Here is a 14,596-nt window from a genome sequence, read left to right as displayed (position 1 = left end):
CGGCTCCGCAGACGACCCGGGGAACCTTCTTCGCGGGTACCGGATAGGGGACACGGCGGGCGATCCGGTGCTGACTTTCCTCGATTCCAAGGCTAGCCCCGGGCGCAGATATGCGTGAGCTCCCGCGGCGCGACCCTTCCGGGTTGTTTGCTCGTCCTCCGGGCGACTATTAGTCCAGCGAGTCGACTCGGGTGGCTACTGCTGTGAGCTTTGAATTGCTCGAGGTGGTCTGCAGGAATTGCTCCTCTGGGAAAGAGAAGGTCCCGTCCTCGAGGGTCATGGTCTCGACGACCGGGTCCTCCCCTCCGCGAATCTCGTAGGTGATCTCCCACGATCCGCTCGACACGTCCTGGTTGCCGGCGTAGTCCGGATCGATCTGGACGGTGACGTTGCACCCGGCGGATCCGAAGCACTCCTTGCTCCTCGTCTTCACGCCGATCCTGATGTTGCGGGGAGCAATCGCGACGCCATCGCTCAGAGCGGGTCCCGCCCCGGCCTCCGGCGGGAGCTCACCGACGAGAGCGTCCACCTGCGCTTGCGCGTCGTTCAACTCTCCGGTGAGGGACTCGACCTTGTCGGAGGATTGTCCGAGCTCCTCTTCGGCTGCCTCAGCGCGGGAGACTGCTGTGTCGAGCTTCGCGGATTGAGACCTGTACTCGTCGCTGCCAGTGGGGTCACCGGACATCCGGCCCACGAAGAACGCAGCTGCCGTCAACCCGACGACCGTCAGCGCCGCAAGCCCTAGGAGGAGTGCCTTCCGCCGCCCTGTGTCTTTCGCGGGCACAGCCGTGGTCGGGGGCGGGGCGGAAGGCGGCGGGCCGAGGGGCGGCTGGGGAATAGAAGTCACGGTGCGGCTCCGGTGCTTTCGGTTCGATAAACACTGCCGCGACCCATGACGGTGCCGCAGCGCTCCATGCTCGCACCGCGAGCCCGCAATATTGGGCGAATCGGAAAGAAGGAGTCGGGACGGGCTTACGTCTTGCGATGGCTTTCCGACATCAGGCGTCACCTATTGGTCCAACGCCAGTGGATCTGCTCGCCGCTTTCCCGCGCTCCCGGGCTCACCCGACGCTGATCGGGACGTGCTGCCGGAGGAAGGCGAGCTGGTCGGCCACGACCTGGCTGAAGAGCGGCTCGACGTAGGGATCGAAGTGTCCGCAGGGGTAGACCTTCACCGTGGGGTGAGCCATGCGCGCTGCTGTCGTCTCGGCGACCTTGCGCGGGGTGATCGCGTCGTGCTCGGCGATCTGGACGAGCGTGGGGCAGGTGATCGCGGACGCCCGTCGTCTCGGCGAGTACAGGCCGACCTTGAGGACGATCCGTGCGGCGACGTGGGTGGGGTAGTCGTCCCGCGCGATCCCCGAGTCGGACATCAGCCTGTTCATGCCGGGCAGGGCATCGGGACTGGTCATCGCCGCCGGCTCGCCCGGGTTGGCGGCGCACTCGACGTAGACGGGGTCTCGCCCGAGCAGGGCACGGACCTGGTCGCGGATGCCGAGCGGAGCGACCCGCAGGCTCGCCCGTAGGCCGGTGGCCCGGACGGCGGCAGGTCCGCTGACGTGCGGCACCTGCGCGATGACCGCTGCGAGTGGCTCTCCGCTGCCCGCGACGCTGATCACGTGACCGCCGCCGAAGGAGGTTCCCCACGCCACGATGCGCTGGTCGTCGGCCTGCGGCAGCCGGCGGGCGAAGGCGAGCGCCGCCCGCCAGTCCTGGTGCTGCATCGAGATGTCGAGGACCTGGCGCGGCGTCCCGGCGCTGTCGCCGAAGCCGCGGTAGTCGAAGACCACCACGAGGTAGCCCGCGGCCGCGAAGCGCTCGGCGTAGGCGTAGAGCCGCAGCGCGCGCACGGCACCGAATCCGTGGCCCATCACCACGACGGGCGCCCCGGGGCCTGGGATGGTCGTGGGCCGGTAGACCCGGGCCGCGCACGCGACGCCCTCGGACAGGAACGTCTCGTCCGTCCAGGTGAACTGGTCGGGCGTGCTGGTCATGAGGCTCCTCAGGGCTGGGGTGGTCGCCTATCTTGATTGCCGTCCAAGAGACCGTAGGTCCGTCTTGGACGGCAGTCAAGATAGGGTGACGCATGCCTCGGAACCGCCGCCCCCAGAACCGTGAGGAGAAGCGGGACGAGATCGTCGCCGCTGCCACGGAGCTGTTCACCGGCACGGGCTACGACGAGACCCCGATGACGGCCATCGCCGCGGCCGCGGGCGTCGCGACCAACACGATCTACTGGTACTTCAAGGACAAGGACGCCCTGCTGGTCGCGGTCCTCGACCGGGTGCTGGCCGAGGCGCTCGCCGACGCGGGCACACGCACTGACGAACCCTGGAGCGACCAGCTGCTGTGGGCCGTCGAGCGCCTCGAGCGGTACAGCCGGCTCGTCACGGTGGTCCACGCCCGGACGGCGATCTCGCCGGTCATCGACGCCTGGCACGCCGACTTCCACCGCCTGGCCGAGGACATGCTCGCCGGCGGGTTCCGCAGCGCCGGAGTGCCCGAGGAGTCCCTTCGCGCCTCGATCCAGATCGGCGTCTTCGTCATCGAGGGCCTGCTCCTCCACCCTGGCAGCGCGGAGAGCCGCCGCGAGGTGATCGACCTGCTGGCGCACCCGGGAGGCGATCGCCGCCACCCGCCCGGCGACAGGACGAGGACTCGGTCCGGCGGCTGACGCCGTCCGCGATGCGTCAATCGGCGCGGTGACCGGGTGGCGGCTCGTTGCCCGGATCTCGACGGACGATGGCCGAAATTCGAGTGCTGCCGCCGACCCTGGGGTCCTAGATTCGGGCGGGTGACGTCGACACCTGCTCGGGCTGCCCTTCCCTCGTCCCCAGAAGCGGCGCCCCCGCGCTGGCAGCCGGTGGCGGCGATCGCCGTCACGCTGGTCCTGTGGGCGTCCGCGTTCGTGGCGATCCGGCATCTCGGGCACGAGGTGACGCCCGGTGCGCTCTCGCTCGGACGTCTCCTGATCGCCGCCGTCGTGCTGTCCGCGCTGCTGGCGCGGGCTCCGCGGAGCCGGTTCACCCGCACCGAGGTGGTCCTGCTCGTGGCCTGCGGGGTCGCCTGGTTCGGCATCTACAACATCGCGCTCAACGACAGCGAGCGCCGGATCGACGCGGCGACGGCGGCGATGGTCGTGCAGGTCGGGCCGATCCTGATCGCGCTGCTGGCCGCGCTGTTCCTGGGGGAGCGGCTCACGGGCTGGCTGCTGCTTGGGATGGTGATCGCCTTCGGTGGCGTCGTGGTGATCGGCAGCGCGACGCGCGGGGACGGCGGCTCCGACCTCGACGGCGTCCTGCTGGCGTTGCTGGCCGCGGTGACCTACGCCATCGGCGTCGTGTGCCAGAAGGTGCTGCTGCGCCGGCTCTCCGGCCTGGAGGTGACCTGCTACGCCTGCTGGATCGGCGTCGTCGTCTGCCTGCCGTGGCTCGGCGACCTCGGGGGCGTGGTGCGCGAAGGTGACGCCGGGACGCTCCTGCTCATCGCTTACCTGGGCTTGTTCCCGACCGCGATCGCGTTCCTCACCTGGGCCTTCGCCCTGCGCTACACCGACGCCGGCAAGCAGTCGCTGACGACCTTCCTCGTCCCGGCGATCGCGACGCTGATGGCCTGGCTGCTCCTCGACGAGGTGCCGCCCGCGCTGGCCTTCGTCGGCGGGCTGCTGTGCATCGTGGGCGTGCTGGTGACGCGGCGCAGGCCGCGTGCCGCCGCGGTGCCCCCGGGCGGCTGACGGGACCTGAGTCCACCGCCGCCCGGGGACGACGTCAGCTCGTCGGGGCGCAGATGGCGTGCACGCGCAGGTTGTTCGGCGTCGTGAAGTAGATCCGCACCGCCCAGTACTGCGCCGCGGTCGCCCCGTTGGCCGCGGGGGTTCCGGCGGCGTCGGCCGCCGGGTAGGTGTCGGCGTTGAAGGTCTCCTGGGGGTCGGCCGATGAGTAGCCGCCGCCGATCGCCGTCTTGCCGGGGCCGCAGTTGGCGGTGAGCGTGAGCCAGCTCGTGGCGGCCTGGTTGGTGTAGGTCTGCGCGACGTAGCTGAGCCCGTTGCTGATCGAGCCCGCGGGGCCGGTGGCTCCCGCAGGTCCGGTGGCTCCGGTGGCGCCCGGTGCTCCGGCGGGGCCCGTGGGGCCGGTGGCGCCCGGTGCCCCGGCAGGACCCGTGGGGCCGGTCGCGCCCGGTGCCCCGGCGGTGCCAGTGGCTCCGGTGGCGCCCGTGGTGCCCATCGGCCCGATCGGGCCGGCCGGGCCGATGCCGCCCGTGGCGCCGGTCGCGCCCGTCGCGCCGTCGGTCCCCGGAGCGCCGGCCGGGCCCGTGGGGCCGGTGGCGCCCGTGGGTCCGGTCGGGCCGGCGGGGCCGATGTCGCCGGTCGCACCCGTCGCACCCGTTGCGCCGTCAGTGCCGGGCATTCCGGTGGGACCGGTCGGTCCGGGGGCGCCGATGGCGCCCGTGGGTCCGGTCGCGCCCGTGGCTCCCGTGGCGCCGGCAGGTCCGGCCGGTCCGGCGGGGCCGGCCACCCCCTGCTTGCCCTGGGGGCCCGGGGCGCCGGGCTTGCCCTTCGTCGTCTTTCCGCCGCGCACCCAGCGGATGTGGCCCTCGCCGGGGCGGCAGTCGGCGATGGAGCGGACGATCCTGATCTTGCCGGTCTCGACGCGGAAGCAGGCGCTGATCACGCGGCGCTCCGACGCGGCGGACGCGGCAGTCGCGGCCGTGGCGCTGCCCGCGGTGCCGACGACCGTGGTCAGCGCGAGGGTGGCGAGGGACAGGGACGCGACGGCGCGGTACTCGGGCACCGGTCTAGCCTAGGTGCAGGAACTGGCGAATGTCCGCCATATCCGAAGACCGCTGCTCGATGCCGCCACCGGCGCGCGGTCAGCCGTACGACGGTGCCTTGACGTCGGCCATCTTCGGGTCCAGGCGGACGCCGGTGGAGAGGTGCTCCTCGGCCTCGTCGGTCTTGCCGAGGTGCAGCAGGGCGAAGCCGAGCCGCATGTGCGCGGCCGCGAGGTCGGGGTCGATCGCGAGGGCGCGCCGGTAGAGCTCGACCGCCGCGTCCAGGTCGCTGGTCTCGAGGACGATGCCCTTGTTGTAGAGCGCCGAGGTGAACTCGGGATCGGTCTTCAGCGCCGCGTCGTAGTGCTTGATAGCGAGCGCGTCGTCGCCGGCCTCCTGGGCCAGCAGGCCGAGGTTGTAGTGGGCGTAGACGTTGTCGGCGTCGAGCTCCAGCACGTTCTCGAAGGTGGCGCGGGCGGCCGCGGCGTCCCCCGCCTCGAGCTGCGCCAGCGCCGTCTGGACGAGGGTGTCCGCGGGGGACAGGCTGCTCGGCGTCGTCGCCGAGGACGTCGCCGCGGACGGCTCGTCGTCGCCGTCGCCGCCGCTGCACCCACTGACGACGAGGACGCTCAGCAGCGCCAGCGCGGCGAGGGTGGGGCGGGGCACGCCGGTCAGTATAGGGACGTGTGCTCGCGGGCGAAGGCGAGGTTCTTCTCGACTCGAGGACGCTCCGCCGGGGGCAGCTCCGGGTCGGCGAGCACGCTCTCGGCGAGCGCGGCGGACTCGGCGTGCCGGCCGACCCAGTAGCTCGAGATCGACAGCTCGTCGCGGGCCCGCCAGCCGTAGCAGGCCGGCGCCACGAAGAGGATGTCGCCCGTCGGCGGCAGCTCCACCGCCCTCGTCGCGAAGACGTGGGCGAGCTCGTGGCGCCCGTGCTCGCGGAGGTGGCGAGCCAGCTCGACGAGGGTCTCGGCGCGCCCGGGCCGGTTCTCGTACGCCGTCAGGTAGGCCGTGAGCACGTCCGGGTCGCCGGGGTCGAGCCGCTCGCGGAGCACGGCCACCTGCAGCAGCGAGTACCAGACCTCCTCGGCCCAGCCCCCGAGCGACGCCCGGTGCTGGTAGGCGGACAGCGCCTCCCGGTCGCGGCCGAGGTCGCGCAGGGTCTGGGCCCGGTAGAAGACGTAGCGGGCGTTGCCGGGCTCGGCCGCGAGGCCGCGGTCGAGCAGGGCCAGGTCGCGCTCGAACTTCACCTGACGGCTGGAGCCCTCGGCATGGTCGCGGAACCAGATCCCGCGGAGGGGCTCACGGTCCGTCGCGCCGAGGTCGAGGTACTCGTGGGTGACCCCTTCGTAGCGCGCCGGGAGGCCGGCGCGCACGAGCCTCACGTTGGCGTACCGGAGGACGCCGTCCTGCTGGTCGACGAGGTAGGCGTCCGCGGCCAGCCCCTCACGGAAGCCGGCGTCCTCGACGACGAGCTCCATGTCGGCGTCGCAGAGGAGGAGGTGGTCGACGTCGTGCGCCGCGGCGGTCTCCCGCGCCGCCGCGAGGGAGTCGTTGCGGGCCTGGGCGAAGTCGTCGAACCGGCCGTGGGTCACCTGGCCGGGCACGCCGTGCCGCTCGAAGAACGACCGGATGATCTCGACCGTGCCGTCGGTCGATCCGGTGTCGTGGATCGCGTAGGCGTCGATCCACGGCGCCGCGGCCGCCAGGCAGCGCTCGATGATGGCGGCCTCGTCCCTGACGATCATGGTCAGGCAGAGCCTGGCTCGGGTGGCGCCCATGGCCAGGGAGTCTAGGGAGCCTAGGGTCGTCCCATGATCGGATCCGCCGACGCCGGCTCCCTGGACATGACCATCGCCTCGGCGCTCCAGGTGAACGGTCGCGCCACGTGGGGGGCGATCGCGCGGGCGCTCGACCTGCCCGAGCGGACCGTGGCGCGGCGCGGGCAGCGGCTGATCGACGAGGGGCTGGTGCGGGTCTCGACCTACCTGGACACGACCATCGTGGGCCATGCGCACCCCGTCGTCGTCGAGATCCACACGGCCCCGGGCCGGGCGGTGCAGGTCGGCCAGATCCTGTCGGAGCGGGCGGATGCGTCGTCGGTGTCGGTGATCGAGGGCTCGGGCGACCTGACCTGCATGATCCTGCCGCGCACGCTGGAGGACCGGGCCCGGCTGCTGCTCGACGAGATCCCGTCGATCGACGACGTCGTCTCGGTGCAGGCGAGCACGGTGCTGCGCTACTTCCGGTCCGGCTACGACTGGGTCGCGCGCGAGCTGCCGCCCGAGCCCACGGCGGCGCTGGTGCAGGACATGATCCGGCCGGCGGAGGACGCCGTCCCGGCCGAGCACCTCGAGCTCGAGCCCGAGGACGAGGCGCTCGTCGCCGAGCTCGCGGCCGACGGCCGGGCGGCGGTCGCCCAGCTCGCGCGGAGCGTGGGCCTCTCGACGCCGACGGTGCGACGCCGGCTCGACAGCCTGTTCGCGGCCGGGGCGCTCCACGTCCGCACGGAGGTCGCGCCCGCGCTCCACGGGCTGGGCCTGGAGGCGCTGATCTGGTTGCGGGTCCGCCCGGACCGGATCGACGACGTCGGCCGCACGCTCGGCCGGCACCCGGCGGTGCGCTTCTGCGTCGCGCTGACCGGGCGCTCGCAGATCATGATCGACTGCCTGCTCCTCGACGAGGCGGCGCTCTACGCGTTCGTCACCGAGGACATCGCCGGCCTCGGTGTGGAGTCGGTCGACCGGACGGGCGTCGTCCTGTTCCCGCTGCGCCGCGGCCCGCTGCTCGTGGCGCCGACCGCTGTGGAGCCCGTCGCCGACTGAGCGACCTCGCCCGCTCCGCCGGTGCCACGACGCCGGGGGAGCGAGGCGGTCATTGCGCACATTTGGTGGGGGCTATCTGTCTGAATCCGAAAGAAGGCATTGCAGTTTTGGCTGAAACGCGTAAAGTGTGACGCGTGGCACGGAGAGAAGCAGCGATGGTCGCCCAGCGCCCCCTCGTCGGGGTGACGGTCTGGCGCCGTCCCCTCGCGACCTACCTCGGCGAGCAGACCGACCTCTTCACGCTCGGCCCCGAGTACGTCGCGCCGCTGCAGGACGAGGGCCTCGACGTCGTCCTGCTGCCGCACCCGTCCAACGCCCGGGCGATGGCGGCCCGGCTCGACGGGCTCGTGCTCGCCGGCGGCGAGGACGTCCACCCGGTCCGGTCCGGCGCGTCGCCCCAGGCCGGCCAGCACTACGACGTCGAGCGCGACGCCAACGACGTCGCCCTCTTCCACGAGGCCAAGCGGCGCGGCATCCCGGTCCTCGGGATCTGCCGCGGCATGCAGATCGCCGCCGTCGCGAGCGAGCGCCGGCTGGTCCAGGAGCTCCCGGTGACACCGGAGCACCCGCGGGTCAGCGGCGCCGACGAGATCCTCGGCCTGCGGCACCCGGTCGCCGTCGAGCCCGGTACCCGCCTGGCGAGCCTGCTCGGCGACGGCGAGCACGTCGTCAACAGCATCCACCACCAGGCGGTCGAGCAGGCGCCCAGCGGCTTCCAGGTCTCCGCGCGCACCTCCGACGGCGTCCTCGAGGCCATCGAGAGCACCGACCCCGCGTGGTTCTGCCTGTGCCTGCAGTGGCACCCCGAGAAGCTCACCGCCCCGGCCGAGCGCCGTACCCAACGCCCGATCTTCGCCGCCTTCGCCGACGCCTGCCGGAGTGCGGCGGACCACCCTCAGCACGACTGAACGAGAAAGTAGGACCGATGACGACCACCACCCCCGAGCGCCAGATCTACCTGGAGTTCGACAACGGCGCGCGCGCTGTCGCGACGCTGGCCGACGACGTCGCGCCGAAGACGGCCGAGGCGCTCTGGTCGGCCCTGGCCGAGCCGGTCACCGAGACCGTCATGCACGCGATGTACGCCGGCCCCGAGGTCATGTTCGGGCTCCCCGAGTCCGCGCAGAACTTCGACCCGGCCGCGCTGCCCGCCGAGAACCAGCAGGTCATCCCGGCCGCCGGCGACCTGATCTTCTACCACCAGATCCCGCACCAGATGTCGGGCCTCGACTTCGAGCTCTGGGAGGTCGGCATCTTCTACGGCAAGGGCGGCCGGATCTTCGGTCCCCTCGGCTGGACGCCGTGCTCGATCTTCGCCTCGATCACCGAGGGCCTCGACGAGTTCGCCGCCGCCTGCCAGGAGACCCGCGTCTCCGGCGTCAAGAGCCTCACGATCGGTCGCGTGTGATGCGCGCCGTGAGCATGCGGCGCGGCGCCGCGGTCCTCGCCACCCTCCTCGTCACCTCCGTCGCGGCGGCGGCCTGCTCCTCCTCGTCCTCCTCGGACGACAAGGACAAGGCGCCGGTCGGCAGCGGCAAGGTCGCCGTCCCGAGCCAGTTCAAGGGCAAGCTCGTCGCGCCCGCCGTCGTCGGCTACCCGCCGTACGCCTTCCTCGAGGGCAAGGACGCGCAGGGCATCAGCGTCGACCTGGCCAAGGCGCTGGGCGGCCCCTGGGGCGAGACCGTGACGCTCAAGAACGACTCGTTCGAGAACGCGCTCCTCGGCATCAACCGGGAGACCTACTTCGGTGCGTTCGGCGCCGACGTCACGGCCGAGCGCGAGAAGGTCTTCGACCAGGTCTCGTTCCTCAAGGACTACCACTCCTTCATGACCCTCGCGGACGCCGACGACATCGGCGACTCGATGGACTCCCTGTGCGGCCTGAAGATCGCGCTCGTCGCGGCCGACAGCTCGATCCCGGTGCTCAAGGAGCAGTCGGCGACCTGCACCAAGGACGGCAAGGACGCCATCACGGTGCTGACCTTCGCCGACCAGGGCGCGGCCACGCTGGCCGTGCAGAGCAAGCAGGCCGACGCGACCACCGCGACGGTGACCAACCTGGGCTTCATCCAGAAGAAGGCCGGCAACACGTTCAAGGTCAGCGGTCCGCACTACCACTACGTGCTGATCAGCGTCGCCGCCAAGAAGGGCAACGGGATGGCCCAGGCGCTCGCCGACGGCATCAACGAGCTCATCGACAGCGGCGAGTACACCAAGATCCTGAAGCGGTACGGCGTCGAGTCGACCGCCGTCGAGCGGGCCGAGGTCAACCCCGACCCCAACGTCGAGCCCTGAGGAAGCGGCCATGACCACCCCGATCCCCACCACCGCGCCGACGCCGGCTGACGTCATCGGCATGCGGCGGAGCAAGCCGCTGCCGGTGCTGCGCACGGTGTACGCCGTCGTCATCGTCGTCGCCGTGCTCGCCGTGCTGCGCAGCCTGGCCGGCAACGAGGCCCTCGACTGGCCGACGGTCCGGGAGTACTTCTTCGACCCGGCCGTCATGGAGGGTCTGCGCCGCACGCTGGTGATCACGGTGCTGGCGATCGTCATCGCCATCGTCCTCGGGGTGGTCGTGGCCAACATGAGGCTCTCGAAGAATCCCGTCCTGCGCGGGTCCAGCTGGACCTACGTGTGGTTCTTCCGCTCGATCCCGCTGCTGGTACTCCTGGTGCTGGCCTACAACCTCTCGCTGGTCTACCCGGAGATCACGATCTCGATCCCGTTCGGGCCCGAGCTGTTCAGCACCTCGACCCAGGACCTGGTCAGCCCGATGGTCGCGGCGGTGGCGGCCTTCGGGCTCCAGCAGGCGGCCTACACGTCCGAGGTGCTGCGCGCCTCGATCCAGTCGGTGCCCGTCGGCCAGCGGGAGGCCGCCGCCGCGCTCGGCATGAGCCACGCCCGGACCATGTGGCGGATCGTCCTCCCGCAGGCGATGCGGGTGGCGATCCCGCCCGTGGCCAACGAGACGATCAACCTGCTCAAGGCCACCTCGCTGGTGGCGTTCATCTCGGTGCCGGACCTGCTCTACTCGGTCCAGCAGATCTACTCGAGCACCTTCCAGGTGGTGCCGCTGCTGCTGGTCGCCACGCTCTGGTACATGGTCATCGTCTCGGTGCTGTCCGGGCTGCAGTACCTCATCGAGCGCCGGCTGCGGCGCGCCCCCGGGCGTCGCACCGCCCGGCCCACCGCCGTCGCCGAGCTGGCCGACAAGGAGCTGTCATGACCACCGCCACCGATGCAGTGCAGCCGGGCGAGACGCCCGTCCTCGAGGCGGTCGGCGTCACCAAGAGGTACGGCGACCTGACCGTCGTCGACGACGTGAGCCTGCGGGTCCGCGCGGGCGAGACGATCAGCCTGCTCGGCCCCTCGGGTGCGGGCAAGAGCAGCTTCCTGCGCTGCCTCAACCTGCTCGAGCCGTTCGACGAGGGACACGTCTTCCTCGACGGCGAGCTGCTCGGCTACCGGCCCCACCGCGGCAGGCTGCGCGAGCTGTCCGACCGGCAGCTCAACCGGCAGCGGCGCCACATCGGCATGGTGTTCCAGCAGTTCAACCTGTTCGCGCACAAGACCGTGCTCGAGAACCTCGTCGAGGCGCCGATCGGCGTCCTGGGGGTCGACGCCGAGGTGGCGCGCAAGGAGGCCCGCGACCTGCTCGACCAGGTCGGGCTCGCCGACAAGGAGCACGTCTACCCGGCGCAGCTCTCGGGTGGTCAGCAGCAGCGCGTGGCGATCGCCCGCGCGCTGGCGATGCACCCGAAGGTGATGCTGTTCGACGAGCCGACGTCCGCCCTCGACCCGGAGCTGGTCAGCGAGGTGCTCGACGTCATGAAGAGCCTCGCCGCCAGCGGCATGACGATGGTCGTGGTCACCCACGAGATCGGCTTCGCCCGCGAGGTGTGCGACCGGTTCGTCTTCATGGAGCGCGGCGCTGTCGTCGAGGTCGGGGCCGGTGCCAGCCTGGCCGTCGACCAGGTCACCCACGAGCGCACGCGGGCGTTCCTCTCCCGCGTTCTCTGACACCCACCACCCCCAGGAGCAGCTCCCCATGACCGGCTACCAGGTCACCGACCCCCGCACCGGCGAGGTCCTCGCGTCGTACCCCAGCACGCCGTGGACCGACGCGGAGAAGCTGATCGGCGAGGCCGACGCGGCGTACCAGGACTGGCGCGGGCTTCCCGCCGAGGACCGTGCGGCGATCCTGCTCCGCGCCGCGCACCTGCTGCGGGAGCGCTCCGACGAGCTCGCGGCCCACGCCTCGCTCGAGATGGGCAAGCCGGTCGCCTCGGCGGCCGGCGAGGTCGGCGTCGTGGCCGACATCTTCGAGTACTACGCCACCGCCGGCCCGGCGATGCTGGCCACGGAGGCCTTCACGCCGATGTCGGGCGGCGCCGCCGAGGTCCGCACGGAGCCGGTGGGCCTGGTCCTCGGCGTGATGCCGTGGAACTACCCGTACTACCAGCTCGCCCGGCTCCTCGCGCCGAACCTGCTGCTCGGCAACGCGGTGATGATCAAGCCCGCACCGGCCTGCCCGCGCAGCGCCGCGGCCCTGGCCGACGTGCTGCGCGAGGCCGGTGTGCCCGAGCACGTGTCGAGCGTCGTCCTGCTCGACGACGCCGACGTCGCCCGCGCGATCGCGGACCCCCGCGTCCGCGGCGTCTCGTTCACCGGCAGCGAGCGGGTCGGCCGGATCATCGGCGAGACCGCCGGGCGGCACCTGAAGAAGGCCGTCCTCGAGCTCGGCGGCTCCGACCCCCTCCTCGTGCTCGACACGGCCGACGCCGCCGCGACCGCGCGGACGGCGTACGGCTCGCGGCTGGCGAACATGGGCCAGGCCTGCAACTCGCCGAAGCGGATGATCGTCACTGCCGACGCGTACGACGACTTCGTCGCCGAGCTCGTCCGCCTGGCCGACGCCCACGCCGCCGACCCGGACCTCGCCCCGCTCGCCTCCCGCGCTGCCGCAGAGCAGGTCGGCGCCCAGATCACCCGCGCCGTCGCCCAGGGCGCGACCCTGCACACCGGCGGCCTCCTCTCCGACGTCGGCGCCTACGTCACCCCCGCCGTCCTGACCGGCGTCACGCCCGCCATGGACCTCTTCACCGAGGAGGTCTTCGGCCCGGTCCTCGTGGTCTTCCGCGCCGAGACCGTGGACGAGGCCGTCGACCTGGCCAACGCGTCGCCGTACGGGCTGGGGGCGGCGGTCTTCACGGCCGACGAGCAGCGCGCGGCCGACGTCGCGGACCGCCTCGACGTCGGCATGGTCTTCGTCAACTGCGTCGAGGACTCCGAGCCGGACCTGCCGTTCGGTGGGGTGAAGCAGTCGGGGTTCGGGCGCGAGCTCGGGGCGCTGGGGCTGCTGGAGTTCTGCAACCACAAGCTGGTGCGGCGGGCGGCGGTCTCCTGACCGCGAGGGGGCGGGTGGCCTAGGTTGCTCGCATGTGTGCACGTCCCGCTACTGACCGGGTCGCCCGCGCGTCGACGGCGGCGGGGCACTGATGGTGATGCCACTGCTCCCTTCTGGCCGGATCCTCGCCTCGGGTGTCGCAGTGCTCCTGGCGGGGCTGTTGGCGAGTTGTAGTGGTGGCTCGGGCTCGCCTGCTGAGCGGGAGGCGCCATCACGGGGAGGTACGGACTCGGCCGCTGCTCCCACGCTGGACTGGAGCCACGAGCCGGATCGCTCGACCGTGCGACCGCAGCGCATCACCCAGTACGACCTCGACCGCGCCCACTGGGCGACCGGCTACCGGCTGCCACGGCAGATGCCCGAGGACCTGCAGGAGTTACCGGACCTGCTGGACGACTTGCCGGGCAAGGCGATAGCCACGGTCTACGGCGAGATCGACGACCTCAATGGGCGGGTACCCCCACGTACCTATGCCACGCCGTGGGCGCGAGAGACCGTGTACTTCTACGGCGACGATGGCCGGTGGCGGGTGCTGCACTTGGAGGACCTGGGCCTGCCGGCAGCAGGCTGGCAGGGGTCTGACAGCTATGGCGCGGGAGCGCTGTCGCCGGACGGCCGCTGGTGGGCGACGAAATCGCTGCGTGGCAGTGTCGTGCTGGACCTGGCGACCGGCGAGCTGCACCGCGGGCCGGCCAGTCAAACGGCCGTCGGGTACCAGTGGACGGGTGACTCGCAACGTGTCCACATCACAAATCAGGGGATCGGCCCCGGCCAGTGGGCGGCCGCCCCGCGGTTCGGCAAGCCCCGTCCGGCGAGCGGCACGATCTATCCCTACGCCGGCGGCTACGCCCAATTCGATCCTCAGCGCGCGACGCCTCCGCTCACCTACGGGTTCTACAACAACAATGACCGGCTGGTCCGAACGGCCGTTGTGGGCGAGGGTGTCCTCGGCCCGCCCTTCGTCTATCGCGATGCCGGAGAGAGCAGTGTCGAGTACGGGTATCTCCGGGCCGTCTCGTCCGATGGAAAGAGCGCAGGGTTTCTCAGCTCGGCCGCCATGAGCGGCAAGGAGTACTCAACTGAGTTGACGGTGGTGGCGATCGAGTCGGGTTCCGTTACGTCGCGAGCTCAGTTCTCGGCGAGGCTGATCAGCGGTGTGGACTTCTTTGAGGGCGACCACTGGATGCTCGATCCGGGGGTGGGTGACCTGGGGTACGAAGCCTTTCCGGGCGTGCGCTACGTGTGGGATGCCAGGACCGGGAGCGTCAGAAAGCTGATCGATCTGACCCTGGACGACTCGGAGTACCGAATCTACGACCTCTCCTACGCGCGCAACCTGCTCGTGGGGCGTCGTCCCTAGCTGTGCCGCGCCGGATCTGCAGCGGGGATAGGTCGAGATGCACGTTGTCGTTACTGCCGGTCACGTCGGTCATGGGAAGACCACACTGGTCGACACCCTCACCGGAATGCACTCGGACCGACTTCCGGAGGAACGTCGCCGCAGTCGGTGACGTCGCGTTCGTCGGTGGGGCATGAAGGAGAGTCGGTCGGCTGACCGGAGCTCCTGACCGCGAGGGGGCGGGTGGCCTAGGTT

Annotated in this window: 15 protein-coding genes; 10 read left to right on the top strand and 5 right to left on the bottom strand. The window is 71.4% G+C overall.

All coding sequences use genetic code 11. The features are described from left to right. Positions 1–169: 169 nt before the first annotated feature. Together BM223_RS23985 and BM223_RS23980 are read right to left on the bottom strand one after the other, a co-directional pair. Positions 170–784, bottom strand: a complete 615-nt coding sequence (locus BM223_RS23985; protein WP_052138260.1) for a hypothetical protein — start codon at positions 782–784, stop codon at positions 170–172. Between the two features lie 277 nt (positions 785–1,061). Further along, positions 1,062–1,994, bottom strand: a complete 933-nt coding sequence (locus BM223_RS23980; RefSeq protein WP_038677079.1) for an alpha/beta hydrolase — start codon at positions 1,992–1,994, stop codon at positions 1,062–1,064. A 92-nt stretch (positions 1,995–2,086) separates the two neighbouring features. On the opposite strand from BM223_RS23980, the gene BM223_RS23975 reads away from it, so the two are divergent. Next, positions 2,087–2,674, top strand: coding sequence for a TetR/AcrR family transcriptional regulator (locus tag BM223_RS23975; protein WP_052138261.1), 588 nt, complete (start codon positions 2,087–2,089; stop codon positions 2,672–2,674). A 120-nt stretch (positions 2,675–2,794) separates the two neighbouring features. Beyond that, complete coding sequence (locus tag BM223_RS23970; RefSeq protein ID WP_235319125.1) at positions 2,795–3,733, top strand: DMT family transporter; 939 nt, start codon at positions 2,795–2,797, stop codon at positions 3,731–3,733. A 34-nt stretch (positions 3,734–3,767) separates the two neighbouring features. On the opposite strand, the gene BM223_RS29330 is transcribed toward BM223_RS23970, so the two are convergent. From BM223_RS29330 to BM223_RS23955, 3 genes are all read right to left on the bottom strand, one after another. Next, positions 3,768–4,790, bottom strand: coding sequence for a collagen-like domain-containing protein (locus tag BM223_RS29330; protein WP_075018735.1), 1,023 nt, complete (start codon positions 4,788–4,790; stop codon positions 3,768–3,770). A gap of 79 nt (positions 4,791–4,869) precedes the next feature. Beyond that, positions 4,870–5,436 (bottom strand): tetratricopeptide repeat protein, encoded by a 567-nt coding sequence (locus tag BM223_RS23960; protein WP_052138262.1) that lies wholly within the window; start codon positions 5,434–5,436, stop codon positions 4,870–4,872. 5 nt (positions 5,437–5,441) lie between these two features. Continuing rightward, entirely contained in the window at positions 5,442–6,551 is a 1,110-nt protein-coding gene (locus BM223_RS23955) for a glycosyltransferase (RefSeq protein ID WP_038677081.1), read from the bottom strand. Between the two features lie 33 nt (positions 6,552–6,584). On the opposite strand from BM223_RS23955, the gene BM223_RS23950 reads away from it, so the two are divergent. The 8 genes from BM223_RS23950 to BM223_RS23915 all read left to right on the top strand — a co-directional run bounded on the left by BM223_RS23950 (position 6,585) and on the right by BM223_RS23915 (position 14,362). Then, positions 6,585–7,595: an Lrp/AsnC family transcriptional regulator gene (locus BM223_RS23950; protein ID WP_038677082.1), complete on the top strand. Its 1,011-nt coding sequence runs from the start codon at positions 6,585–6,587 to the stop codon at positions 7,593–7,595. A gap of 134 nt (positions 7,596–7,729) precedes the next feature. Next, complete coding sequence (locus BM223_RS23945; RefSeq protein ID WP_141267138.1) at positions 7,730–8,503, top strand: gamma-glutamyl-gamma-aminobutyrate hydrolase family protein; 774 nt, start codon at positions 7,730–7,732, stop codon at positions 8,501–8,503. Positions 8,504–8,520: 17 nt separating this feature from the next. Next, a complete protein-coding gene (locus BM223_RS23940; protein ID WP_038677083.1) occupies positions 8,521–9,003 on the top strand; it encodes a DUF3830 family protein in 483 nt (160 codons plus the stop codon). Between the two features lie 14 nt (positions 9,004–9,017). Then, the gene (locus BM223_RS23935) at positions 9,018–9,890 is read left to right on the top strand and encodes a transporter substrate-binding domain-containing protein (RefSeq protein ID WP_235319273.1); all 873 of its coding nucleotides are present in this window, start codon (positions 9,018–9,020) and stop codon (positions 9,888–9,890) included. 10 nt (positions 9,891–9,900) lie between these two features. Beyond that, complete coding sequence (locus BM223_RS23930; protein WP_052138265.1) at positions 9,901–10,821, top strand: amino acid ABC transporter permease; 921 nt, start codon at positions 9,901–9,903, stop codon at positions 10,819–10,821. Then, entirely contained in the window at positions 10,818–11,615 is a 798-nt protein-coding gene (locus tag BM223_RS23925) for an amino acid ABC transporter ATP-binding protein (protein ID WP_052138266.1), read from the top strand. The genes BM223_RS23930 and BM223_RS23925 overlap by 4 nt, the downstream gene beginning before the upstream one ends. A 28-nt stretch (positions 11,616–11,643) precedes the next feature. Beyond that, positions 11,644–13,002, top strand: coding sequence for an aldehyde dehydrogenase family protein (locus BM223_RS23920; protein WP_038677085.1), 1,359 nt, complete (start codon positions 11,644–11,646; stop codon positions 13,000–13,002). A 280-nt stretch (positions 13,003–13,282) separates the two neighbouring features. Continuing rightward, positions 13,283–14,362, top strand: coding sequence for a hypothetical protein (locus BM223_RS23915; RefSeq protein WP_038677086.1), 1,080 nt, complete (start codon positions 13,283–13,285; stop codon positions 14,360–14,362). The last annotated feature ends 234 nt before the right edge of the window (positions 14,363–14,596 follow it).

Source organism: Pimelobacter simplex (genome assembly GCF_900114845.1).
Taxonomy (GTDB): Bacteria; Actinomycetota; Actinomycetes; order Propionibacteriales; family Nocardioidaceae; genus Nocardioides; species Nocardioides simplex.
The sequence above is the reverse complement of the archived record's forward strand: the minus strand, read 5'-3'. Positions and strand labels throughout refer to the sequence as shown.